Origin of the sequence: Novosphingobium lentum NBRC 107847 (assembly GCF_001590965.1) — a bacterium.
Lineage (GTDB): Bacteria > Pseudomonadota > Alphaproteobacteria > Sphingomonadales > Sphingomonadaceae > Novosphingobium > Novosphingobium lentum.
Genome location: NZ_BCTW01000031.1, coordinates 1 through 20,659, shown reverse-complemented (window position 1 = coordinate 20,659; position 20,659 = coordinate 1). Strand labels below are relative to the sequence as shown.

At 65.9% G+C, this 20,659-nt stretch carries 20 protein-coding genes and 1 tRNA gene; 18 read left to right on the top strand and 3 right to left on the bottom strand.

All coding sequences use genetic code 11. The annotated features are described in order from the left end of the window. The first annotated feature begins 5 nt into the window (after positions 1-5). The 13 genes from fliN (at position 6) to NL2_RS19380 (ending at position 13,297) form a co-directional block, all read left to right on the top strand. Positions 6-293, top strand: a complete 288-nt coding sequence (gene fliN / locus NL2_RS19440; RefSeq protein WP_068077942.1) for a flagellar motor switch protein FliN — start codon at positions 6-8, stop codon at positions 291-293. Further along, on the top strand, positions 293-571 hold the full coding sequence (locus NL2_RS19435) for a flagellar biosynthetic protein FliO (RefSeq protein WP_068077938.1): 279 nt from the start codon (positions 293-295) through the stop codon (positions 569-571). Before fliN ends, NL2_RS19435 begins: the two co-directional genes overlap by 1 nt. A 71-nt stretch (positions 572-642) precedes the next feature. After that, positions 643-1,458, top strand: a complete 816-nt coding sequence (gene fliP, locus NL2_RS19430; protein WP_068077935.1) for a flagellar type III secretion system pore protein FliP — start codon at positions 643-645, stop codon at positions 1,456-1,458. Further along, positions 1,458-1,730 carry a flagellar biosynthetic protein FliQ gene (locus tag NL2_RS19425; protein WP_068077933.1) on the top strand — a complete coding sequence of 91 codons (273 nt, stop codon included), beginning with the start codon at positions 1,458-1,460 and terminating at the stop codon, positions 1,728-1,730. Before fliP ends, NL2_RS19425 begins: the two co-directional genes overlap by 1 nt. 19 nt (positions 1,731-1,749) lie before the next feature. Next, positions 1,750-2,532, top strand: coding sequence for a flagellar biosynthetic protein FliR (fliR, locus tag NL2_RS19420; protein WP_068077931.1), 783 nt, complete (start codon positions 1,750-1,752; stop codon positions 2,530-2,532). A 27-nt stretch (positions 2,533-2,559) separates the two neighbouring features. After that, positions 2,560-3,699: an EscU/YscU/HrcU family type III secretion system export apparatus switch protein gene (locus NL2_RS19415; protein ID WP_068077928.1), complete on the top strand. Its 1,140-nt coding sequence runs from the start codon at positions 2,560-2,562 to the stop codon at positions 3,697-3,699. Between the two features lie 30 nt (positions 3,700-3,729). Then, complete coding sequence (gene fliD, locus NL2_RS19410; protein WP_068077926.1) at positions 3,730-5,187, top strand: flagellar filament capping protein FliD; 1,458 nt, start codon at positions 3,730-3,732, stop codon at positions 5,185-5,187. Further along, on the top strand, positions 5,187-5,567 hold the full coding sequence (locus NL2_RS19405; protein WP_068077920.1) for a flagellar export chaperone FliS: 381 nt from the start codon (positions 5,187-5,189) through the stop codon (positions 5,565-5,567). Before fliD ends, NL2_RS19405 begins: the two co-directional genes overlap by 1 nt. A gap of 201 nt (positions 5,568-5,768) precedes the next feature. After that, positions 5,769-7,892 (top strand): TonB-dependent receptor plug domain-containing protein, encoded by a 2,124-nt coding sequence (locus tag NL2_RS19400; RefSeq protein WP_245647773.1) that lies wholly within the window; start codon positions 5,769-5,771, stop codon positions 7,890-7,892. Between the two features lie 64 nt (positions 7,893-7,956). Then, positions 7,957-8,688 carry a ParA family protein gene (locus tag NL2_RS19395; protein ID WP_068077914.1) on the top strand — a complete coding sequence of 244 codons (732 nt, stop codon included), beginning with the start codon at positions 7,957-7,959 and terminating at the stop codon, positions 8,686-8,688. A gap of 97 nt (positions 8,689-8,785) precedes the next feature. Then, the gene (locus NL2_RS19390; protein WP_068077911.1) at positions 8,786-10,945 is read left to right on the top strand and encodes an RNA degradosome polyphosphate kinase; all 2,160 of its coding nucleotides are present in this window, start codon (positions 8,786-8,788) and stop codon (positions 10,943-10,945) included. Continuing rightward, positions 10,942-12,411 carry a Ppx/GppA family phosphatase gene (locus tag NL2_RS19385; RefSeq protein WP_068077909.1) on the top strand — a complete coding sequence of 490 codons (1,470 nt, stop codon included), beginning with the start codon at positions 10,942-10,944 and terminating at the stop codon, positions 12,409-12,411. Before NL2_RS19390 ends, NL2_RS19385 begins: the two co-directional genes overlap by 4 nt. A gap of 214 nt (positions 12,412-12,625) precedes the next feature. Next, entirely contained in the window at positions 12,626-13,297 is a 672-nt protein-coding gene (locus NL2_RS19380; RefSeq protein WP_068077904.1) for a glutathione S-transferase family protein, read from the top strand. 352 nt (positions 13,298-13,649) lie between these two features. On the opposite strand, the gene NL2_RS19375 is transcribed toward NL2_RS19380, so the two are convergent. Then, the gene (locus NL2_RS19375; RefSeq protein ID WP_068077901.1) at positions 13,650-14,615 is read right to left on the bottom strand and encodes a complex I NDUFA9 subunit family protein; all 966 of its coding nucleotides are present in this window, start codon (positions 14,613-14,615) and stop codon (positions 13,650-13,652) included. Between the two features lie 261 nt (positions 14,616-14,876). On the opposite strand from NL2_RS19375, the gene NL2_RS19365 reads away from it, so the two are divergent. Together NL2_RS19365 and NL2_RS19360 are read left to right on the top strand one after the other, a co-directional pair. Further along, positions 14,877-14,963, top strand: a tRNA-Leu gene (locus NL2_RS19365). Between the two features lie 199 nt (positions 14,964-15,162). Further along, on the top strand, positions 15,163-16,392 hold the full coding sequence (locus tag NL2_RS19360; RefSeq protein ID WP_068077895.1) for a tyrosine-type recombinase/integrase: 1,230 nt from the start codon (positions 15,163-15,165) through the stop codon (positions 16,390-16,392). On the opposite strand, the gene NL2_RS19355 is transcribed toward NL2_RS19360, so the two are convergent. Further along, positions 16,384-16,653, bottom strand: a complete 270-nt coding sequence (locus NL2_RS19355; RefSeq protein WP_084356229.1) for a helix-turn-helix domain-containing protein — start codon at positions 16,651-16,653, stop codon at positions 16,384-16,386. The genes NL2_RS19360 and NL2_RS19355 overlap by 9 nt on opposite strands. Positions 16,654-16,800: 147 nt before the next feature. On the opposite strand from NL2_RS19355, the gene tnpA reads away from it, so the two are divergent. The 3 genes from tnpA (at position 16,801) to tnpC (ending at position 19,308) form a co-directional block, all read left to right on the top strand. Then, entirely contained in the window at positions 16,801-17,256 is a 456-nt protein-coding gene (gene tnpA, locus NL2_RS19350) for an IS66-like element accessory protein TnpA (protein ID WP_068077892.1), read from the top strand. Next, positions 17,253-17,606 carry an IS66 family insertion sequence element accessory protein TnpB gene (tnpB, locus tag NL2_RS19345; RefSeq protein ID WP_068077890.1) on the top strand — a complete coding sequence of 118 codons (354 nt, stop codon included), beginning with the start codon at positions 17,253-17,255 and terminating at the stop codon, positions 17,604-17,606. The genes tnpA and tnpB overlap by 4 nt, the downstream gene beginning before the upstream one ends. Positions 17,607-17,739: 133 nt before the next feature. Beyond that, positions 17,740-19,308 (top strand): IS66 family transposase, encoded by a 1,569-nt coding sequence (gene tnpC, locus NL2_RS19340; RefSeq protein WP_068077971.1) that lies wholly within the window; start codon positions 17,740-17,742, stop codon positions 19,306-19,308. Positions 19,309-19,875: 567 nt separating this feature from the next. Here tnpC and NL2_RS21305 read toward each other — a convergent pair. Beyond that, positions 19,876-20,166, bottom strand: coding sequence for a hypothetical protein (locus tag NL2_RS21305; RefSeq protein WP_157083274.1), 291 nt, complete (start codon positions 20,164-20,166; stop codon positions 19,876-19,878). Between the last annotated feature and the right edge of the window lie 493 nt (positions 20,167-20,659).

Here is a 20,659-nt window from a genome sequence, read left to right as displayed (position 1 = left end):
TTTTGATGACATTCCACACCCGCGGCTTCGATTTCCTCAAGGATGTCGACGTCCGCCTGACAGTCGAGCTCGGGCGCACCGACATGAAGCTGCGCGACGTGCTGTCGCTGGGCGAGGAAAGCGTCGTGACGCTCGACCGGCTGACCGACGAACTGCTCGACGTGATGGTCAACGGCAAGCTGATCGCGCGTGGCGAAGTGGTTGCGCAAGGCGACCGTTTCGGGCTGCGCATCGTCGAGTTGATCGGGGTGCCGCGCGCCGATGATGCGGCTGCCGAAGACCGGACCGCCTGATGCTGTGGTATCTCCTCAAGCTCGCCGTGCTGCTGCCGCTGATCGCCGGGCTCGCCTGGGGCAGCCTGAAGCTGGCGCGGCGGATGCAGGTGCGTGCGACGGCGGCGCAAGGCCCGCGTGCGGTGCGCATCGTTGAAACGCAAATGTTGTCGCCCACGCTGCGGCTGGCGGTGATCGAATTCCACGGCCGCGAAATCCTCGTCTCGGCCAGCAAGGGCGGGCTGGTGCGGCTGGCCGAAGCGCCCGCACGGGCGCGGGTCGAGGGGGACGCGGCGTGAGCACGATGTCGTTGACTCTCCTTCTCTTCCGGGGCGGGGCTGGGGGTGGTGCCTCTCGGCAGACGCGGCGTTTGGGGAACGTCACCAACCCAACCCCTCCTCTGAAGAGGAGCGGCTGCAAGGCCGCCGTCGCCGTTCTGCTCCTCGCCCTGCTGCTGATCCCGGCGATCGCCCACGCCGCGGCCCCGGTGGTCGCGCCCGCTGCCGTGCCCGGCGCGCTCGACCGCGCGTTCGGCGAAGTCGCGGGCAAGTCGGGCGGCAGCCTGTCGCTGTCGCTGCAGCTGCTGCTGGTCATGGGCCTGCTCACGATCCTGCCCAGCCTGATCCTGATGATGACCAGCTTCACCCGCATCCTGGTGGTGCTGTCGATCCTGCGCCAGGCATTGGGCCTGCAGCAATCGCCGCCCAATCAGGTGCTGATCGGGCTGTCGCTGTTCCTGTCGCTGTTCGTGATGGCGCCCACGCTCGACACGGTCAACGCCACCGCGATCAAGCCTTACGCCGCCGGCACGATCAACGCCGAACAGGCGATCGCGGCGGGCGGCGGGGTGTTCCATGCGTTCATGATCCGCCAAACGCGCGAGCACGATCTGCACATGTTCGCCGACATGGCGCGCGCGCCCAAATTCGCCGGCACCGCCGACGTGCCGTTCTCGATCCTGCTGCCCGCGTTCGTCACCAGCGAGCTGAAGACCGCATTCCAGATCGGGTTCATGCTGTTCCTGCCGTTTCTGGTGATCGATCTGGTGGTGTCGTCGGTGCTGATGAGCCTGGGCATGATGATGATGTCGCCCACGGTCGTTTCGCTGCCGTTCAAGCTGCTGCTGTTCGTGCTGGTCGATGGCTGGTCGCTGCTGATGGGCAGTCTTGCGGCGAGTTTCGGCTGATGGAGGACTCTGCCTCGCTGCTGTCGCTGGCCGACCGGATGCTGTGGGTGACCATGCTGGTTGCCGCGCCGGTGCTGATCGCCAGCCTGGTCATCGGGCTGGTCGTGGGCGTGATCCAGGCCGCGACGTCGGTCAATGAACAGACGCTCACGTTCGTGCCCAAGCTGGCGGTCACCGCGCTGGTGCTGGTGGTGCTGGGCGGATCGATGCTGGCGCTGGTCGGCGATTTCATGCGCGACATCTTCGCTGCCATCGCCGGGATCACGCGATGATGGCTGCGGGGAACACCCGATGATCAGCCTGAACTTCGGGTTCGGCCCGGTCGAGGCGGAGTTCTGGCGCCTGCTGTTCGCGATGACGCGGATCGGCGCGGCGCTGTTCGCCGCCCCGCTGTTCGGCGCGACATCGGTGCCCGCGCAGCTGCGCGTGATCGTGGCGGGCGCCATCGCCGTGCTGGTCTGCGCATGGACGCCGTTGCAGCCGCCGGCCGAACTGCTGTCGCTGCCCGGCCTGCTCGCCACCGCCAACGAGGTGGCGATCGGGCTGGCGCTGGGTTTCGTGCTGCAGCTGTCGTTCGCCGCGCCGACCATCGCGGCGGAACTGATCGGCGGCGGCATGGGCATGAGCATCGCCACCGCCGCCGATCCCAGCAGCGGGGCGCATTCGCCCGCATTGGGCCAGTACTTCGGCGTGGTGCTGACGCTGATTTTCCTCGGCACCGGCGCGCAGCTCAACTGGATCGCGCTGCTGGTCCACAGTTACGAGGCGTTTCCGCCCGGATCGGCGTGGTTCGCGCCCGACCGGCTGACCCTGCTTACCGGCTTCGGCTCGTCGATGTTCGTCACTGCCATCGCCATCGCGCTGCCGGTCACGCTGATCCTGCTGCTGGTGCAGCTGGCGACCGGCGTGATCAGCCGCTCGGCGCCCAGCCTCAACCTGTTCTCGCTCGGCCTGCCCGCCGGCGTGCTGGCGGGGCTCGCCGCGCTGATCGCGGCCGCGCCGCTGCTGTCCGACCGGCTCGCGGATGTCTCCGCCACCGCCGTGACGCAGGCCGCCGCGCTGGTCGCGAAATAGGAATGTAGCGATGAGCGAGGCCCCCCGATGAGCGAGGACTCTGGCGAAAAAACCTTCGCCCCAACCGAAAAGCGCAAAACCGACGCGGCGAAAAACGGCGACGTGCTGCGCTCGCGCGAACTGGCGACGGCGGTGGGCATGATGGTCGGCGCGGTGTGGCTGCGGCTGGCGGGGCCGTGGATGCTGAGCGCGATGTCCGACACCTTGCGCACCGGGCTGACGTGGGATCGCAGCGCGATCGAGGATTTTTCGCCCGGCCGCACCCTGCTGGAGGCGCTGAAGGGCGTCCTGCCGCCGCTGCTGGTGCTGGGCGTGCTGGTGCCGATCGCCGTGGTCGGCTCGCAACTGGGGTTCAGCAACGGCAAGTTTCTGCCCGCCAACCTTGCGCCCAAGGCCTCGCGCATCAATCCGCTGTCGGGGCTGAAACGCGTGTTCGGCACGGGCGGCTGGATCGAACTGGCCAAGGGGCTGGCCAAGCTCGTGCTGCTGGGCACGATCGCCTATGAATGGGCGCGCGGACGGGTCGCCGGGCTGATCGGGCTGGGCGCAGGGCCGGTCACGCCGCAGCTGGCGTTCGCGTGGGACACGATTACCTCGCTGCTGTTCGCGCTGGGATCGGGGCTGGTGCTGATCGCGATGATCGACTTTCCGATCCAGTTCGTCCGCCGCTTCTTCCGCCTGCGGATGAGCCACCAGGAACTGCGCGACGAAAGCAAGGAAGCCGAAGGCTCGCCCGAAAAGAAGGCCGCGATCCGGGGGCGGCAGCGCCAACTCGCGCTGGGCGGGGTGCATCGCGCCATGGCCGAGGCGCAGTTCGTCATCACCAACCCCACGCACTTCGCGGTCGCCATGGCGTATGACCCGTTGCGCGCGCAGGCACCGATCGTGCTGGCCAAAGGGCGCGGGGAAAAGGCGCTGGCGATGCGCGAACTCGCCGCCGAACGCGCGCTGCCGGTGCTCGAATACCCCGCGCTCGCGCGCTCGGTCTATTTCACCACGCGCGAGAACCAGGTGATCCGCGAAGAGCTGTACGGCGCGGTGGCGGCGGTGCTGGCGTTCGTGCTGTCGCTGAAGCGCGGCGATCACGTCCCGCCGCCGCTGGTCGAGGTGCCCACCGCGCTGCGGTTCGATGCCGAAGGCCGGCCCGATGCGCGAAAAGCCGCTTAACTCCCCCCGCCAGCGGACGTCCTCACTGCCATGGTAACCTCGACCACCTCAACGACCGCCGCGTCCACCACCTCGTCGCTCGTTTCGGCGCTGGGCGGGGGCAGCGGCATCGACATGCAGGCGCTGGCGACCAACCTCTCAGTCGCGCAGTTCGCGGCGCGCAACGCCCAGATCGACAACCAGAGCGCCACGCTCGATCGTGAAATCTCCGCCGCCTCGACGATCAAGAGCAAGCTGCTCGGGCTGTCGACCGCGCTGGGTGACCGGGTGCGGACGGGCGACCTCGCGCCGCTGCCCAGCATCGCCAACACCGCGGTCGCGACCCCCAGCCGGGGCACGCTGACCGGCACGACCGGATCGTACTCGCTCGAGGTGACGAGCCTCGCCGCCAGCCAGACGCTGACCACCTCCAGCTTCGCCGCATCGACCACCCCGGTCGGCTCGGGCACGCTGACGCTGCACTTCGGCACGATTGCGGGCACGGGCACCGGCGCCACGTTCACCGAGGACACCGCCCACGCTGCCGTGCCGCTCAGCATTGCCGCAGGCGCGACGCTGGCCGATGTCGCATCGGCGATCAACGGCAGCAACAGTGGCGTCTCGGCGTATGTCGCCAACACCGCCAACGGCGCGCAGCTGGTGCTCAAGGGCCAGCAGGGCGCGGCCAACGGCTTCACCCTGGAAGCGAGCGAAACCCCCGGCGACCCCGGCCTCTCGGCGCTGGCCTGGACCCCCGCCGCAGCGCCGGCGAAGCTGATCGCCCGGTCCGCCGACGCCGCGTTCAAGCTCGACGGCGTGGCGATGACCAGCCCGACCAACACGCTGACCGACGTTGCCCCCGGCCTGTCGCTCGCGCTCACCGGCACCAACCCCGGCGCGCCGACGCAGATCGGGTTCAGCGACGCGACCAGCGCTATCACCGCCGCGATGACCGACCTGACCTCCGCGCTCAACGACATCATGGCCGAAATCGCGACCGACAGCGATCCCACCGGCGGCGACCTGTCGAAAGACAGCGGCACGCGCACGCTCAAGCGCGCGTTCGGCGCGCTGGCCGGCACCGTGGTGATGCCCAATGCGCCTGCCGGAACGCCGCGCACGTTGAGCGATCTCGGGCTGGCGACCAACCGCGACGGCACGTTCACGCTCGATACCACCCGGCTGACCGCCACGCTGAAATCCAACCCGGCGGCGGCGGCAGCGATGTTCACCAACGGGCTGTACGGCGTCTATTCGACGGTCGACGCGCTGGCGCGCAAGGCCACGGCGGCGAGCGATCCGAACGCGCTGGGCGGATCGATCACGCGCTACACCGCGCAGAAAGCCAAGCTGGCGACCACCAAGACCACTATCGCCGCCGACCAGGAAAAGCTGCGGCTGAGCCTTTCGACCCGCTTTGCCCATGCGGATTCCAACATCACACAGTCGCATTCGACCCTGTCGTTCATCCAGGGCCAGATCGCGGTATGGAACAAGAGCGGAAACTGATGCTGCTGCGCCGTGACCCTTGCGAAGCCTATCGCCGCGTCGATTTCGACGCCCGCGTCAGCGGCGCCGATGCCCGCGAACTGGTGAATTTGTGCCTGGAGCAGCTGACCGGCTCGCTCGACCGGGCGCTGTTCGCCGCGCAATCGGGCGACAACGCGATGAAAAGCGCGGCGCTGACCCGCGCGGTCGCCTCGCTCACCGCGCTGCACATGGGCGTCGCCCCCGAAGGCGCGACGGGAGAGGCCTTGCTGCAGTTGTACGGCGCGGCGCGGCGGTCGGTGCTCGACAGCGCGGTGCATTTCGATGCCGAGCGGCTGGCGACGATCCGCCGCGATTTCGAGGAAATCCGCCAGGCCATGCGGCGCAGCATGGTCGGTTGAGCGGGCGCGAGGCGCCGCACGCGTCAGTCGCCCTGCCTTGCATCCGGCATGCCGCTTCCCCGCGAAGGCGGGGAAGCACGGCGGGACGCGAATTGTATTCAATTGTAATACGCTGGTCGGGCAGCATCGCCTGCTCGTCGAACGGACCGCCATGGTTGCAATGGCATGCGCCAAGGGCGGGGGATGATATTGCACCGGCGCTTGCTCCTGACTGCGGCCTTCATTGCGACAAGTCCGCAGGCGGTCCTCGCCGCGCCCGCGACTGCGCCGGCGGCAACAGCTACCGTTCCCCCCGATCCCGCCGTGGCGCCCGCCCCGGTGGCGACGACGACCGTGGCCCCACCCGGCGCGCGCGCCGCGCAAGGCAAGGCGGTGTTCACCCCCGCCGACTTTGCCCGCTTTGCGCCCAAGACCGCGCTCGACATGCTCAAGCAGCTGCCCGGCTTCTCGATCCGCGACGCCGAAACCGCGCGCGGGCTGGGGCAGGCGAGCGGCAACGTGCTGGTCAATTCGCGGCGGCTGTCATCCAAGTCGGACGACATCGCCACCCAGCTTGCGCGCATTCCCGCCTCCACGGTGGAGCGGATCGAGCTGGTCGATGCCGCCACGCTCGATATTCCCGGTCTGTCGGGCCAGGTCGCCAACATCGTCGCGGCATCGAAAGGGCTGTCGGGCCAGTTCTCGTGGGAGCCTGAATTCCGCGCGCATTACGCCCACCCGATGTTTACGCGCGGGCAGGTCTCGGTGAGCGGGCGCAAGGACTGGCTCGAATACACGCTGAGCATCGCCAACCTTGCCAACCACAGCGCCGCCGGTGGCCCGACGCAAATCCTCGATAGCAGCGGCGCGGTGATCGAAACCCGGCAGGATGTGTGGGCCGAGGATTACGAGGAGCCCAAGATTTCGGGCAAGTTCACCATCGACGGGCCGGGCAGCTCGGTCGCCAACATCAATGTGTCGGTGCAGCGGATCTACGATCACTACGGCCTGCACGGGCTTCGCACCCCGGTGGCGGGGACGCCGTTCGATTATTTCCTCGACGACCGCAACCGCGACGGCAACTGGGAACTGGGCGGCGACGTCGAGTTCCGGCTGGGGCCGGGGCGGCTCAAGCTGATCGGCCTCAACCACGAAAGCCACGAGCCGTTTTCCGAAACGGTGGTGGTGCGCCCGGTCGATGGATCGCCGGCCACGGGCGACCGCTTCGCGCAGACCGGCGACTTGTCCGAACGCATCGCGCGCGCCGAATACAACTGGAAACTGCTGGGCGCCGACTGGCAGCTGGCGGGGGAGGGCGCGTTCAACACCTTGCGCAACGTCGCCGCGATTGCCTCGCTCGATGCCACGGGGCAGTTCGTCGATGTGCCGTTCCCCGGCGGCACCGGCGGGGTCAGCGAAAAGCGCTACGACGCCAGCCTCAGCGCCAGCAAGCCGCTGAGCCCGAAAGTAACGCTTCAGCTGATCGTCGGGGCCGAGCGGTCCACGCTGATGCAGACCGGCGCCAACGGCCTCACCCGCAGCTTCTTCCGGCCCAAGGGATCGGCGTCGCTGGCGTGGAAGCCGTCGTCCAGCTTCGACCTCAGCGTGCGGTTGCGCCGCCGGGTGGGGCAGCTGTCGTTCTATGATTTCCTCGCGCGGCAGTTCCTCGACAACGGCAATGCCAATGCCGGCAATGCCGAGCTTGTGCCCCAGCAGGACTGGACGCTGGAGATCGAGGCGAACAAGAGCTTCGGCGCGTGGGGATCGACCAAGCTGCGCTTCACCGGGCGGCAGGTGGAAGACTACGTCACGGTCATCCCCATCGGCCTCACCGGCGAATCGGTGGGCAACGTGCCGCGCGCGCGGGTGCGCGTGATCGAAAGCAACACCACGCTGCAGTTCGATCCGATCGGCTGGAAGGGCGCCAAGCTCGATATCCATGGCCTGTACCAGTACACCCGCCTGCCCGACCCGCTCACCGGCAAGCCGATCGCCTATGGCGACATCACCGATCAGCTGCTCGAACTGAACCTGCGGCAGGACGTGCCCGGCACCAAATGGGCGTGGGGTTCCAGCGTGCAGTATTCGCACCAGACCGCCGCGTACCGGCTGGGCGAGATCGACCGGCGGTACGAAGGGCCGGTGTTCGCCTCGCTGTTCGTCGAGAACAAGGACGTGTTCGGGCTGACCGTGCATGCCGAAGTCGGCAATGTGATCAACGCCCGCAGCAAGCGCGACCGGATCGTCTACACCGGCCGCCGCGACACCAGCCCGATCGCCTTCATCGAGGCACGCAACCGCCTGATCGGGCCGATCTTCTCGTTCCAGGTCAAGGGCACGTTCTGACCGGATTGCGACGGCTGCGTGGCGGAGCTTTGCGCTCGCGCCGCGATGCGTTAGGCATCGGGCCATGGCAGTTGTTGCAGTCTACAGCGTGAAGGGCGGGGTCGGGAAATCGACGATCGCGGCGAGTCTGGCGTGGAGCGCGGCGACGCTGTCGCGCCGTCAGACGTTGCTGTGGGATCTCGACGTGCAGGGCGCGGCGGCGTTCCTGACCGGCTGCGATGCGGCCAACGGCAGCCGCGCCGCCTCGATCTTCACCCGCGATCTCGAACCCGATCAGCTGATTGTTCCCACGCCGTACGACCGGCTCGACCTGCTCCCGTCGGACGACAGCCTGCGCCGGCTGGAATCGCTGTTTGCGATGATCGGCAAGCGGCGGCGGCTGGCGCGGCTGACCGAGATCCTGTCGCAGCGCTACGAACGCATCGTGCTGGATTGCCCGCCCGCACTCAACGAGCTGAGCGCGCAGATCATCCGCGCCGCGACGCTGATCGTGGTGCCATTGCCGCCTTCGCCGCTTGCGCGCCGGGCGCTCGAGGCCATCCGGGGCGAGCTGGCCTATCACCACAAGAAGCACCCGCCGCTGCTGCCGGTGCTGTCGATGGTCGACATGCGGCGCAAGCTGCACCGCGATACCGTGGCCGAACTGCCCGACTGGCCGATCATCCCGATGGCCAGCCAGATCGAGCAGATGGCCGCCCGCCGCGCGCCGATCGGCAGCTTTGCCGGCGCCAGCGAGCCGGGCCGGGCACTGGCGCGGCTGTGGACCGGGGTGGAGCGCAAACTGGTCGAGGGGTAGCCGCATCCCGCCGCGCATCACGCAATTGAAACAATTCGCGCGTTAGGGACGATGGGGCTTGCCGCCTGTCTTAGGCTGGCGCTACCGTCTGGGGATTATGGCACTGCAACCGCTCAGCACCGCGACCCCCCTCCCGGTCGAGGATACGGCTCATCCGGCGGAGAAGCGCTATTTCAACCGCGAGCTGAGCTGGCTGCAGTTCAACCGGCGCGTGCTGGCAGAGGCGGCGAACACCGCCTACCCGCTGCTCGAACGGCTGCGCTTCCTCTCGATCTCGGGCGCCAACCTCGACGAATTCTTCATGGTCCGCGTCGCCGGCCTGCGCGGGCAGGTCATGGAAAAGATCGAGGATCCCTCGATCGACGGGCTCACCCCCAGCCAGCAGCTGCCGCTGATCACCGCCGAAGCCGACCGGCTGATGGCCGAGCAGCAGGCGCTGTGGCGCGAACTGCGCCCGCAACTGGCGACTGCCGCCGTGGAAGTGCTCGCGCTTTACCAGATCGACGCCGCCGCCGATGAGGAACTGGCCACGTTCTTCCGCGAACAGCTGTTCCCGGTGATCACCCCGCAGGCGCTCGATCCGGCGCACCCGTTCCCGTTCATCCCCAACCTGGGCCTGTCGATGCTGTTCCAGCTTCGCCGCAAGAGCGATGGCGAGGCGATCCGCGAACTGATCATGCTGCCCGCCGCGCTGCCCCGCTTCTTCGTGTTTGCCGAAGGGCACCGCTGCGTGCCGCTGGAAACGGTGCTGCGCCATTTCAGCGAGCGGCTGTTCCCCGGCTACGAGATCGTCGGATCGGCCGCGTTCCGGGTGATCCGCGACAGCGACATCGAGATCGAGGAAGAGGCCGAAGACCTCGTCCGCTACTTCCGCAGTGCGATCAAGCGCCGCCGCCGGGGGCGGGTGATCCGGCTCGAGGCCGAAAGCGCGATCCCGCCCGAACTGGCGCGGCTGATCGCGCACGAACTGGGCAGCGACGATGCCGTGGTGACCGAGACCGAAGGCTTCCTCGGCATTTCGGACCTGGGCCAAATCGTCGATTTCGAACGGCCCGACCTCAAGTTCGCGCCCTACCTGCCGCGCTTTCCCGAGCGCATCCGCGAGCATGACGGCGATTGCTTCGCCGCGATCCGCCAGAAGGATATCGTCGTCCACCACCCGTACGAAAGCTTCGACGTGGTGCTGGCGTTCCTGCGCCAGGCCGCCGAAGATCCCGACGTGCTGGCGATCAAGCAGACGCTGTACCGCGCGGGCAAGCAGGGGGCGGTCATCCGCGCGCTGTGCGATGCGGCCGAAGCGGGCAAGGCGGTGACCGCCGTGGTCGAACTGAAAGCCCGTTTCGACGAGGAGCAGAACCTGCAGTGGGCCGCCCAGCTCGAACGCTCGGGCGTGCAGGTGGTCTACGGCTTCATCGAGATGAAGACCCACGCCAAGATCAGCCTGGTCGTGCGCCGCGAAGGCAAGGCGATCCGCACATATTGCCACTTTGGCACCGGCAACTACCACCCGGTGACCGCGCGCACGTACACCGACCTGTCGTTCTTCACTGCCGATCCCAAGGCGGCGCGCGATGCCGCCGAAGTGTTCAACTACATCACCGGCTACCTCGAGCCGCAGGACCTGCAACTGCTGGCGGTCAGCCCGATCGACTTGCGCGAGAAGCTGTTCTGGCTGATCGACCGCGAGATCGAGAACGCGCGCGCCGGGCGGCCGGCGGGCATCTGGGCCAAGATGAACTCGCTGTCGAACCGCGCCGCGATCGACAAGCTGTACGAAGCGAGCCAGGCCGGCGTGCCGATCACGCTGGTAGTGCGCGGGGTGTGCTGCCTGCGGCCGGGCGTGCCGGGCCTGTCGGACACGATCACGGTCAAGTCGGTGATCGGCCGGTTCCTGGAACACAGCCGCATCTGGTGCTTTGCCAACGGCGCGCTGCTGCCCAGCCGCAAGGCCGATGTGTACATTTCCTCGGCCGACTGGATGAGCCGCAACTTCGAACGCCGGGTCGAATATGCGCTGCCCTTGCGCAACGCCACGGTGCACGATCAGGTGCTCGATCAGGTGATGGTCGCCAACCTGCTCGATGACGAGCAAAGCTGGCTGATGCAGGAAGACGGCAGCTATGTCCGCGCGGCGCCGGGCAACCCGCCGTTCAACCTGCACCGCTACTTCATGACCAACCCTTCGCTGTCGGGACGCGGTGCCGCGCTCGACACGGCTGGCGCTGTGCCCAAACTGTCCCTAAAACGCCGCCGGTGAACACTGCCGCCGGGCCGAAAGCCATCATCGATATCGGGTCCAACTCGATCCGCCTCGTCATCTTCGGCGGCGCTCCGCGCGCGCCGGTGGTGCTGTACAACGAAAAGATCATGGCGGGCCTTGGCAGCGGGGTGGTCGCCGGCGGCCGGCTCGATCCCGCCACGGTCGAGGTCGCGCTGGGCGGGCTGAGCCGCTTTGCCGCGCTGCTCAGCCAGATGGAGCTGGCCTCGCTCGATGTCGTCGCCACCGCCGCCGTGCGCGAGGCCGAGGACGGTGTCGCCTTCATCGAACAGGTCAAGGCGCTGGGGCTGCCCGCCCGCATCCTGAGCGGCGAGGCCGAGGCCGCCGGATCGGGCTATGGCGTGATCGCGGGGGAGCCCAACGCCGATGGACTGGTTGCCGACATGGGCGGCGGCAGCCTGGAACTGGTGCGCGTGCGCGACGGCGAGATCGCCGCGCGCGCCTCGTTCCCGCTGGGCGCGCTGCGCATCGCCGCAATCCGCGCGAACGGCGCGGGCAAGCTCAGAAAGCACGTTGTCAGCTCGCTCGCCGGGCTGGGCTGGCTGGCCGAATGCGCGGGCAAGCCGATCTACCTCGTCGGCGGATCGTGGCGCACGCTGGCGCGCGTGCACATGCACTTGTCCGATTTCCCGCTGCCGGTCATCGGCAACTACACGTTCGCCGCAACCGATGCGCGGCCGCTGTACGAAGCGGTGCGCGCGATGGACCGCGCCACGATCAAGGCGATCCCCCGGATCAAGGCCGCGCGCATTCCCTACCTCGATGACGGGGCCGGGCTGCTGTCGGCGCTGGTCGAAGTGGTGCGACCCGATCGCGTGGCGATTTCCGCGCTCGGCCTGCGCGAGGGGCTGCTGTACCAGCGGCTCACTCCCTACCAGCGCGCGTGTGATCCGCTGATCGAGGGCGTGCGCTATCTGGTGGCGGCGCAGCAGCAAGTGCCGGGCTACGCCGAAAGCCTCAACGACTGGCTCGAGAGTGCATTCGCCGATGCCGCGCCGCACTGGCGCCGGCTGCGCCATGCCGCCTGCCTGCTGCGCGGCACCGGCTGGTCGAGCAATCCCGATTTCCGCGCGCTGGGGGGCGAGGAACTGGCGCTGCACGGCAACTGGATCGGGGTGGGGCCATCGGACCGCGCGATGATCGCGCTGGCGCTGTACGTCGGCATGGGCGGCAGCGACACGCCGCCGATCCTCGACCGCCTGCTCGGCCCCGACGAGGCGCTGCAGGCGCGCGGCTGGGGCCATGCGATCCGCCTGGCGCAGCGCATATCGGGTGGTGCCCCCGGCGCGCTGCGGCGCACCGCGCTGCACCGCGAGGGCGCAGTGCTGCAACTCAAGGTGCCTGCGGACCTGGCTCCGCTCGCCGACACCACGCTGGCACGCCGTCTCGCGCGGCTGGCAGCGGGCATCGGCGCCAGCGCGAGCGAGGTCATCGTCGCGCCTTAGCGCTTTTCCGACTTGCGTCGGGTTGGCACCAGCCCACTCCGCCACCCGGCCACCCATATTATCCAATGACTTGGGTGGCCGGGTGAGGGAGCGGGCTGGTGCCGTCTTGAACACAAAAGCTTTAGCGGCCGTCTGGCTGATCCACCGGAAAATCGTCCGATCCGCGTCGCAAGCGCTGGACACCCGCGCCTGCGCTGCGCCATGAACCCGGGCCATGTGGCAGCTTTACCAGTTTCCGCTCTGTCCGTTCAGCCGCAAGGTCCGCCTGCTGCTCAGCGAAAAGGGCATCGCTTACGAATTGTGGCGCGAAAATCCGTGGGATCAGCGCGACGAATTCATGCGCCTGAACCCGGCGGGCCGCACCCCGGCGCTGCACAACACCGAACGCGACATCACGCTGGTCGATAGCCGGGCGATCTGCGAATATTTCGAGGAAACCGTCGACAAGGCGCCGATGATCAACGGCACCGCCGCCAACCGCGCCGAAATCCGTCGGCTGGTGGCCTTGTTCGACGAGAATTTCTTCGCCGACGTGACCGGGCCGCTGCTCCACGAAAAGATGAAGAAGCGCCTGTTCCTGCGCCAGCCGGTCGACAGCCGCGCGCTGCGCGAGGCGATGCGCATGGCCGACGCGCACCTCGACTACATCGACTACCTGATCGACAACCGCCCGTGGCTGGCAGGCGCGACGATGAGCCTGGCCGATCTGGCCGCCGCCGCGCAGATTTCGGTGGCGGACTATCTCGGCGGGATCGACTGGTCGGACCACGAACAGGCGCGCGGCTGGTATTCGGTGTTCAAGAGCCGCCCAAGCTTCCGCCCGTTGCTGTCCGAACGCATGGACGTGATCCAGCCCCCCAGCCACTACGCCGACGTGAACGCCTGAGGCGCGGGGGCTGGCGTCGTCCCGGACTTGATCCGGGACCGCTGGCCGGGAAGCGTCAGATCGCCAGCGGTCCCAGGTCAAGCCCGGGACGATGGCATGCCGGCATCACGTTGCGGCGACTTTGCGCTGTCCTACAGCCTGTCGGAACGGTTAGGTCGGACGCCATGCCCGCCGCCTTGCCCAGCCGCGCTGAAACGCCCAGCCGCGCTGAAACGCGATTTCCACTTTGGCCGGAGGCGGGCCCGATCGCGCAAAAGGGGTGTGTAAACTTCGTCAACTTCGACGCATTTCTGCGGGTTTCGGAAGCCTTGGCTCCAGGTCGAGCCGGGCGGGGCGAACCGGGCGGGGCGAATCAGGCGGGGCGCACTTTGGTCCCGAAGCGCCCGTGGTTGCGAAAGCGCACCATCCAGCGGTCGAGGAACAGCCCCAGCGGTCGCGGCGTGATGCCCAGTTCGGCCAGCCCCGGCAGCGCGCCCGATGCGACGTTGCCGTCCTTCAGCAGCGCCCACTGCTCGCGGCTCAGCGGTGCGAACGGCAGCCAGCCGGTCAGCGTCGCGAACGCGCCCGACACCGCGTCGGGCAGCTCCAGGAACGCGCGGGTGCGGCCTTGCGCTGCGGCGATCCGGCGGTTGAGGTCACCCATGGCGATCTGCTCGGGCCCCGCGATCTCGTACGTCTTGCCGGCGTGCGCCTGCGGATCGGCCAGCGCATTGGCGACCGCGGCCGCCGCATCATCGACCATCAGCGGCTGGAGTTTCGCCTGCGGGCCGAACACCGGCATCACCGGAAACGCCGCGATCAGCCCGGCGAACATCGTGATGAAGCTGTCATCGTCACCGAACAGCACCGACGGGCGCAGGATCGTGGCGGCGGGGAAGGCTGCGCGCACCGCATCCTCGCCCTCGGCCTTGGTGCGCGAATAGGGGATCGGCGAATGCGCATCGGCCCCCAGCGCGGAGACATGGACGAACGCGCTTGCCCCGGCGGCGCGCGCGGCCTCGGCCAGCTTGCCCACGCCCTTGCCCTGCAGCGCATCGAGATCGCCGGCAAACGCGCCGACCAGGTTGACCACCGCATCGCAGCCCGCCAATGCCGCGCCCAGCGTTTCGGGCTTCAGCACGTCGACCCGCAACAGCTGCACCTGGCCCAGGTTGCCCAGCGTCTTGAGCCGGTAGGCCTTTTCCGGATGGCGGCTGCACACCCGCAGCCGCGCGCCGCGTGCCAGCAGTTCCTGCGCCACATGCGCTCCGAAAAACCCGCTGCCGCCAACGAGGGCGACCAGCTTGCCGCTCAGCGTATCGTTCGAATCTCTTGCCATGGCCGGGCATGCTCCGTTCGTGTCGCCGCATCCGTCCGCACGGGCCACCGATCCCGCCGCGACGCAGCCATCCGCCCTTGGCACAATCGCCCGCCCCAGGGCAACCAAGGCGACAGCCATTTTGTGCCACGTCGCCGCGAGCATCGCCGCAACCATCAACCTGACCGGCAGCGCGACCATCAATCCGCGTTGACACCACCGCGCCCCCCCGCTATCGGCCCGCTCCTACCCCGCATCATGCGCCTTTGCATGATGCACCGTGCCCAGATGGCGGAATTGGTAGACGCACCAGCTTCAGGTGCTGGCGCTCGCAAGGGCGTGGAGGTTCGAGTCCTCTTCTGGGCACCAAATTCATGGTACGGAGACGTCCGTCCATATCCGCTGGAAGCATGGATTTCTGCGGTTTTTATCCCTAAAATCGTTCGCTCAAATCCGGATTGGTACTCACACGTCCGACCGCGATGTGGGCATAATGTGGGCATAGTGTTCCATCATTGTTCCGCCGGATTTCCCTCGGCGCTTCGGCGCCAAAGCGAAAGGCGCGAACATGAAACTAACATTCACGGCGATTCAAAACGCCAAGCCGCGTGAGCGTGGCTACAAGATGTTCGACGGTGAAGGCCTCTACCTCTACGTCTCCCCTGCAGGCGGCAAAAGTTGGCGGCTGACTTACCGATTCCAAGGACAGCAAAAAGCAATCACGATCGGACCCTGGCCGATGATCTCGCTGGCCGACGCAAGAGCGCGAGGCCTCGAGATGCGTAGGCAGGTCCATGATGGTATCGATCCGGCACTCGAAAAGCAGCTTCGCAAGTTCAACGCCATGATGGACCGGAATAGCAATTTCCGAACCGTCGCCGAAGAATGGTTGGAGAAGCGGGAAAAGGAAGGTTTGGGAGACGCAACGATTGCGAAGACCCGATGGCTGCTATCGCTCATCTATCCAGTTCTTGGGAAGCGGCCGATTGGCGAGCTTGGCAGCCCGGAGCTTTTCATTGCCCTGCGTAAGATCGAAGCGACTGGCCGTCATGAAACTACACGGCGGCTACGTAGCTTGCTCGGCAGGATTTTTCGTTACGCAGTCGCCACGGGACGAGCTGACCGCGATCCCGCGTCTGACCTTCGTGGTGCCTTCATCGTGCCTCAGACGAAGCACTTTGCTGCCATCACAACGCCGATAGAAGCAGGAAACCTGCTGCGGGCGATCGAGACGTTCCAGGGTCACGAGATCACCCGCATGGCCCTCAGGATCGCCCCCCATGTGTTCCTGAGGCCCGGCGAGCTTCGTCTGGCCCAATGGGCCGACATCGAGTTCGACAAGGCGATTTGGCAGATACCTGCCGAACGGACGAAAATGCGCCGCCTTCACAAGGTGCCCCTGTCACGGCAGGTATGCGATTTGATCGAACAGCTCTACGATCTGACCGGCCATGCTCCTTACCTCTTCCCGTCATTCTACACGTGGAAGCGCTCGATGTCGGAGAACACGATCAACCTGGCCCTTCGCCGCATGGGCTTCTCTGCCGACGAGATGACAGCACACGGTTTCCGCGCGATGGCCTCCACGCTGCTCAATGAAATGGGCATGTGGCACCCTGACGCCATCGAACGGCAGTTAGCGCACGTCGAAACGAATGGCGTGCGACGCGCCTATGCGCGCGGAGAGCATTGGAATGAGCGGGTGAAGATGATGCAGCATTGGTCGGACTACCTCGACCAGCTCCGCGAGGGTGGCAAGGTCGTCCGCCCAGTGTTCAAGCGCAGGGTATCAGAGTAGCCCCGCGCGTGCCCGTTCGATGAGATCTTTCAGGCTATCGACCGGGATCAGCGTGCTGCGACCGAGTTTGATGGTTTCGAGGTCGCCCGAAGCCATCAGCTCGTAAAGCTTGGACCGGCAAATTCCAGTGAGCCGGATGGCATCGGGGATTCGAACGGTGAGTGGTTCGAGTTGACGCGATACGCCCCGCTCGTTGACGTTTTCATAGGGCAGCGACAATTGGGCCGCGCCGCTGACGCTTTGACCATTTCTCCGGATCATTCGCCCGCTCCCAACCGTTCGCGTTCAACCTTGCGGCGGTAAGCGTCATGGGTAAGCGTCCGGGCTCCGGCGTGTTGCGCGGGCAGTGCCCTGCCGCGATGAGCATTTCCTCAGGAGTGTCCTTTGGCACTGCCGAAGGAGAGTGGCTTGGATCGGATCGAGATCATCACGGGGGTCGAGCGACGGCGGCGGTATTCGGATGCCGAGCGGGCGGCGGTGCTGGCGCGGTGCGATGAGCCGGGCGCGACGATCGTGGGGGTAGCAAAGCTTCTGGGGATTTCGCCAAGCCTGATCCACAACTGGAGGCGCCTGCGCCGGGAGGCGGAGAAGATCGCCAGCGAGCCGATGCAGTTCATTCCCTACGGCGCGGTGCCGGAACAGCCTGCGTGCGCGCTTCCCCCGGCAGTATCAGCGCCGATCCCCGCCGCACCGGCGGTGCCACAAGGCCCGACGCTGGCCGAGGAACTGGTCCGTCCCTATCCCGGCGCGCGGCCTGGTGGGATCGATATCCACCTGAGGAACGGCATACGCCTGGCAGTGGACAGCTATGTCAACGAGAAGGCGCTGGCCCGGGTTTTGCGCGCATTGCGGGAGGCGTCGTGATTGCGCTGGCACCAGGCACGAAGGTCTACCTTGCGAGCAAGCCGGTCAGCATGCGCCTGGGCTTCGATGGCCTGGCCGCACTGGTGCGACCGCTTTTCGCCGTCGAACCCTATGGCGGGCATGTATTTCTGTTCCGCAGCAAGAGCGGGACGTATCTGAAGGCGCTGCATTGGGATGGCACCGGGCTGTGCCTGTTCGCCAAGCGGCTCGAGCGGCACCGGTTCGTCTGGCCGCCGCTGGTCGACGGCGGAGTCATCCTGACGCCCGCGCAGTTCGCCCTATTGATCGAGGCGATGGACTGGCGGCGGACGGTCAGTCCCGATCCGCCAAGGCTGCCCGAGCAGATGTGATGGCCCGGATTTTGCGTGGATTTGCGCGCTTTTCGATTGGCCGGATTCGCCGATTCTGCTAACGGGAACCGTGTCTCCCGAGCAGCTTGAACTACCCTCCGATCCCGATGATCTGCGCGCCCTTGTGGAGCAGATGCAGGCACGGCTTGCTGCATCGGAGCAGGCGCTGGAAGCCGAACGGCAAGAGTTGGCCGCCACGCGCACCGAACTGGCTGCGGCAAAGAACGCGGTCGTTCTGACTACGCTCCAGATCGAGAAGTTGAAGGCTACCCTGGCCAAGCTCAGGCGCATGAAGTTCGGTCAGTCGTCCGAGCGCATGGCGAGCCAACCTGACCAGCTGGAACTGACGCTCGAAGAACTGGAAGCCGAGCAGGCCCATGCCGAGTGCGTCATCGAAGGCAAACTGCCGGACCGGGAGCCGAAGGCACCAAGCAGCCGGCCCCGCCGTTTGCCCTTGCCCGAGCATCTGCCGCGCGATGAAGTGATCCATGCCGCTCCGGCGGCGGATGGCTGCACAGCTTGCGGTGGCGCGATGTCGGCGCTCGCCGAAGATGTCACCGAAGTGCTCGAGTATGTGCCGGGCAGTTTTCGCGTGGTGCGCCACGTCCGCCCCAAGCTCGCCTGTTCGTGCTGTGATGCGATCAGCCAGGCCCCCGCTCCCGCGCTGCCCGTGCCACGCGGCAAGGCAGGGCCGGGATTGCTGGCCCATGTTGTCGTCTCGAAGTTCGCCGATCATCTGCCGCTCTACCGCCAGTCGCAGATTTACGCCCGCGAAGGCGTCGATCTCAGCCGTTCCACCCTAGCCGACTGGCTTGGCCAGGTAAGTTGGTTGCTCAGGCCCTTGGTCGATCGCATCGCCTACCATGCAATGGCCAGTTCCAAGCTCCATGCTGACGATACCCCGGTTCCGGTATTGGCACCCGGAACCGGCAAGACGGCAACCGGGCGATTGTGGGTTTACCTGCGCGATAATCGGCGATGGAGCCCAAACGACAAGCCTGCGGCGCTGTTCCGCTACAGTCCCGACCGCAAGGGCGAACGGCCACGCGAACACCTCAAGACTTTCGCTGGCTTCCTGCAGGCCGATGCCTATGCCGGGTTCGAACGGCTCTACGATCCGACCCGCGAAGCCGGCATCATCGCACCCGTGGCCTGCTGGGCACATGTCCGGCGCAAGCTCTACGATGTGTTCAAGGCCGATCACGCCTCGGTCGCCGCCGTGGCGATCGAGAAGATCAAGAAACTCTACGAAATCGAGCGCACGATCGCTGCCGAGCCGCCCGAGATCCGGCGACGCGCGCGCAAGCTGTCGAAGCTCAAAATTCTCGATTTCTTCGTCTGGGCCGATGACATCCTGGCGCGGGCATCGGCACGTTCACCGCTGGCCGAAGCCCTGCGCTATGCCGTCAAGCTCAAGCCGCAACTCCTCGCCTATACCGACGACGGTCGCCTCGAGATCGACAACAACCTCGCCGAGAATGCGCTGCGCGGTATCTGCGTCGGTCGCAAGAACTGGCTGTTCGCCGGTGCCGATTGTGGCGGCGAGCGCGCTGCCGCCATGTATTCGCTGATCGAGACCGCGAAGCTCAACGGCGTCAACCCGCAGGAATGGCTGGCCGATGTGCTTGGCCGCATCGGCAAGGGTCACCCCATCAACCGGGTGGACGAGTTGCTGCCTTGGAACTGGAATGCAGAAGGCTGACCGGCTGCGGGTTGAGAAGCGGACCGGCTGTTCAAGCGCATTGCCACAGACAATGATTTCCAGCATTATTTCAGAATGCTTCTCGCAGCCTACATATTTCTGGCAAGTCCAGTTGTCGCTGGAACGACCGCCTCGTCAATGAAGCCACCAATCGTTGGCCCTATTCCTGATGCTGGGACTGCCCAAGACATACCCGAACCGCCGTCCGCCCAGACAATAAGTGATATAGAACGGCTGAGTCTCGCTCAACCTTGGAAGTTTGAGCCTAGCGGCGCTTTAAAGACGCCGAAGGTAGAGCTTGCAGGTATTTCATGTGCAAAGAGCGCTTTTCGACATTTTGCATGCAAATATGAGATCCGTGTTCGGCAGTTCGGCGAAACAGAGTTCGGACCGTGGCAGCTCCGGCGAAAGGTATTCACTCAACTCGGAAATGATTGGGTGATGTTAAACGCGGAGGAACGGTGCTCCAGCATCGATCCAAAGAATTTGCCGGATTATTGCTTTCCGAACGAATGATGGGGGCAGTCATCGTCCGCTATTTTGTCGAGAGCCGACCGGCAAATCTCCTCAAAAAACGCCATAGCCCGGACGCTTACCGTCATGGACGCGCTCGCGCAAAGTCGGGTCGGGGTGGCCGTCAAGCAGTCCATCGAGTGCGCACATGGCGAAGGTCAGCTGCCGCTGTATCCGCACTGCATTCGCGCGTGCCTCTTCTCGCAAATCCTGACCCTGGAAGAGCTCGAGCAGCACGCTTGAAACCCAGTGGCTTCGGCTAACCTGGGCCTGCTTTGCCTGGTTATCCAGCCACGCAACAATGTGCTGGGGGAGGTATGCTTGGACCGATATGTTTCTGTTCATGACAGACTCCAATACTTGGGAGCCTGGTTGCACCGCGAAAGGCAATATCGTTCTACATATGTTCCATTCTAGAGTCAACTCACATCAAAGCATTGAAATATATAGGGTATTTTAACAAGCAATGTATGTGCGCATGGTGTCACCTCAGTCGATTTGAAGTGATTGAGAAGTGACCATCGTCCAAAATTGCCATTTTTTACATTATTATCAAAGAGATGAACCCTGCGATTTGTCGCGTACGGTGTGCTCTACAGTTCACAGCTGCTCGAACTAACCCAGCCATATTCGCTTTGCTGATTTCGGAAAGAGTCTGTTGGGTCCGGCGGGATCAGTGCCAACCGGCGTTGGAGGTCATCAAGTCTCAATCTACACCGTGGATCCTGTTTGAGTAGTCGCGGGATTGCCGCCTGCGCCTTCTTTCGCCAAAAGGCCCAAGGCTTTGGAAACAGGAGGGGCATTTGGCCATTTCGGGCACTGATCTTGGATTTGAAGC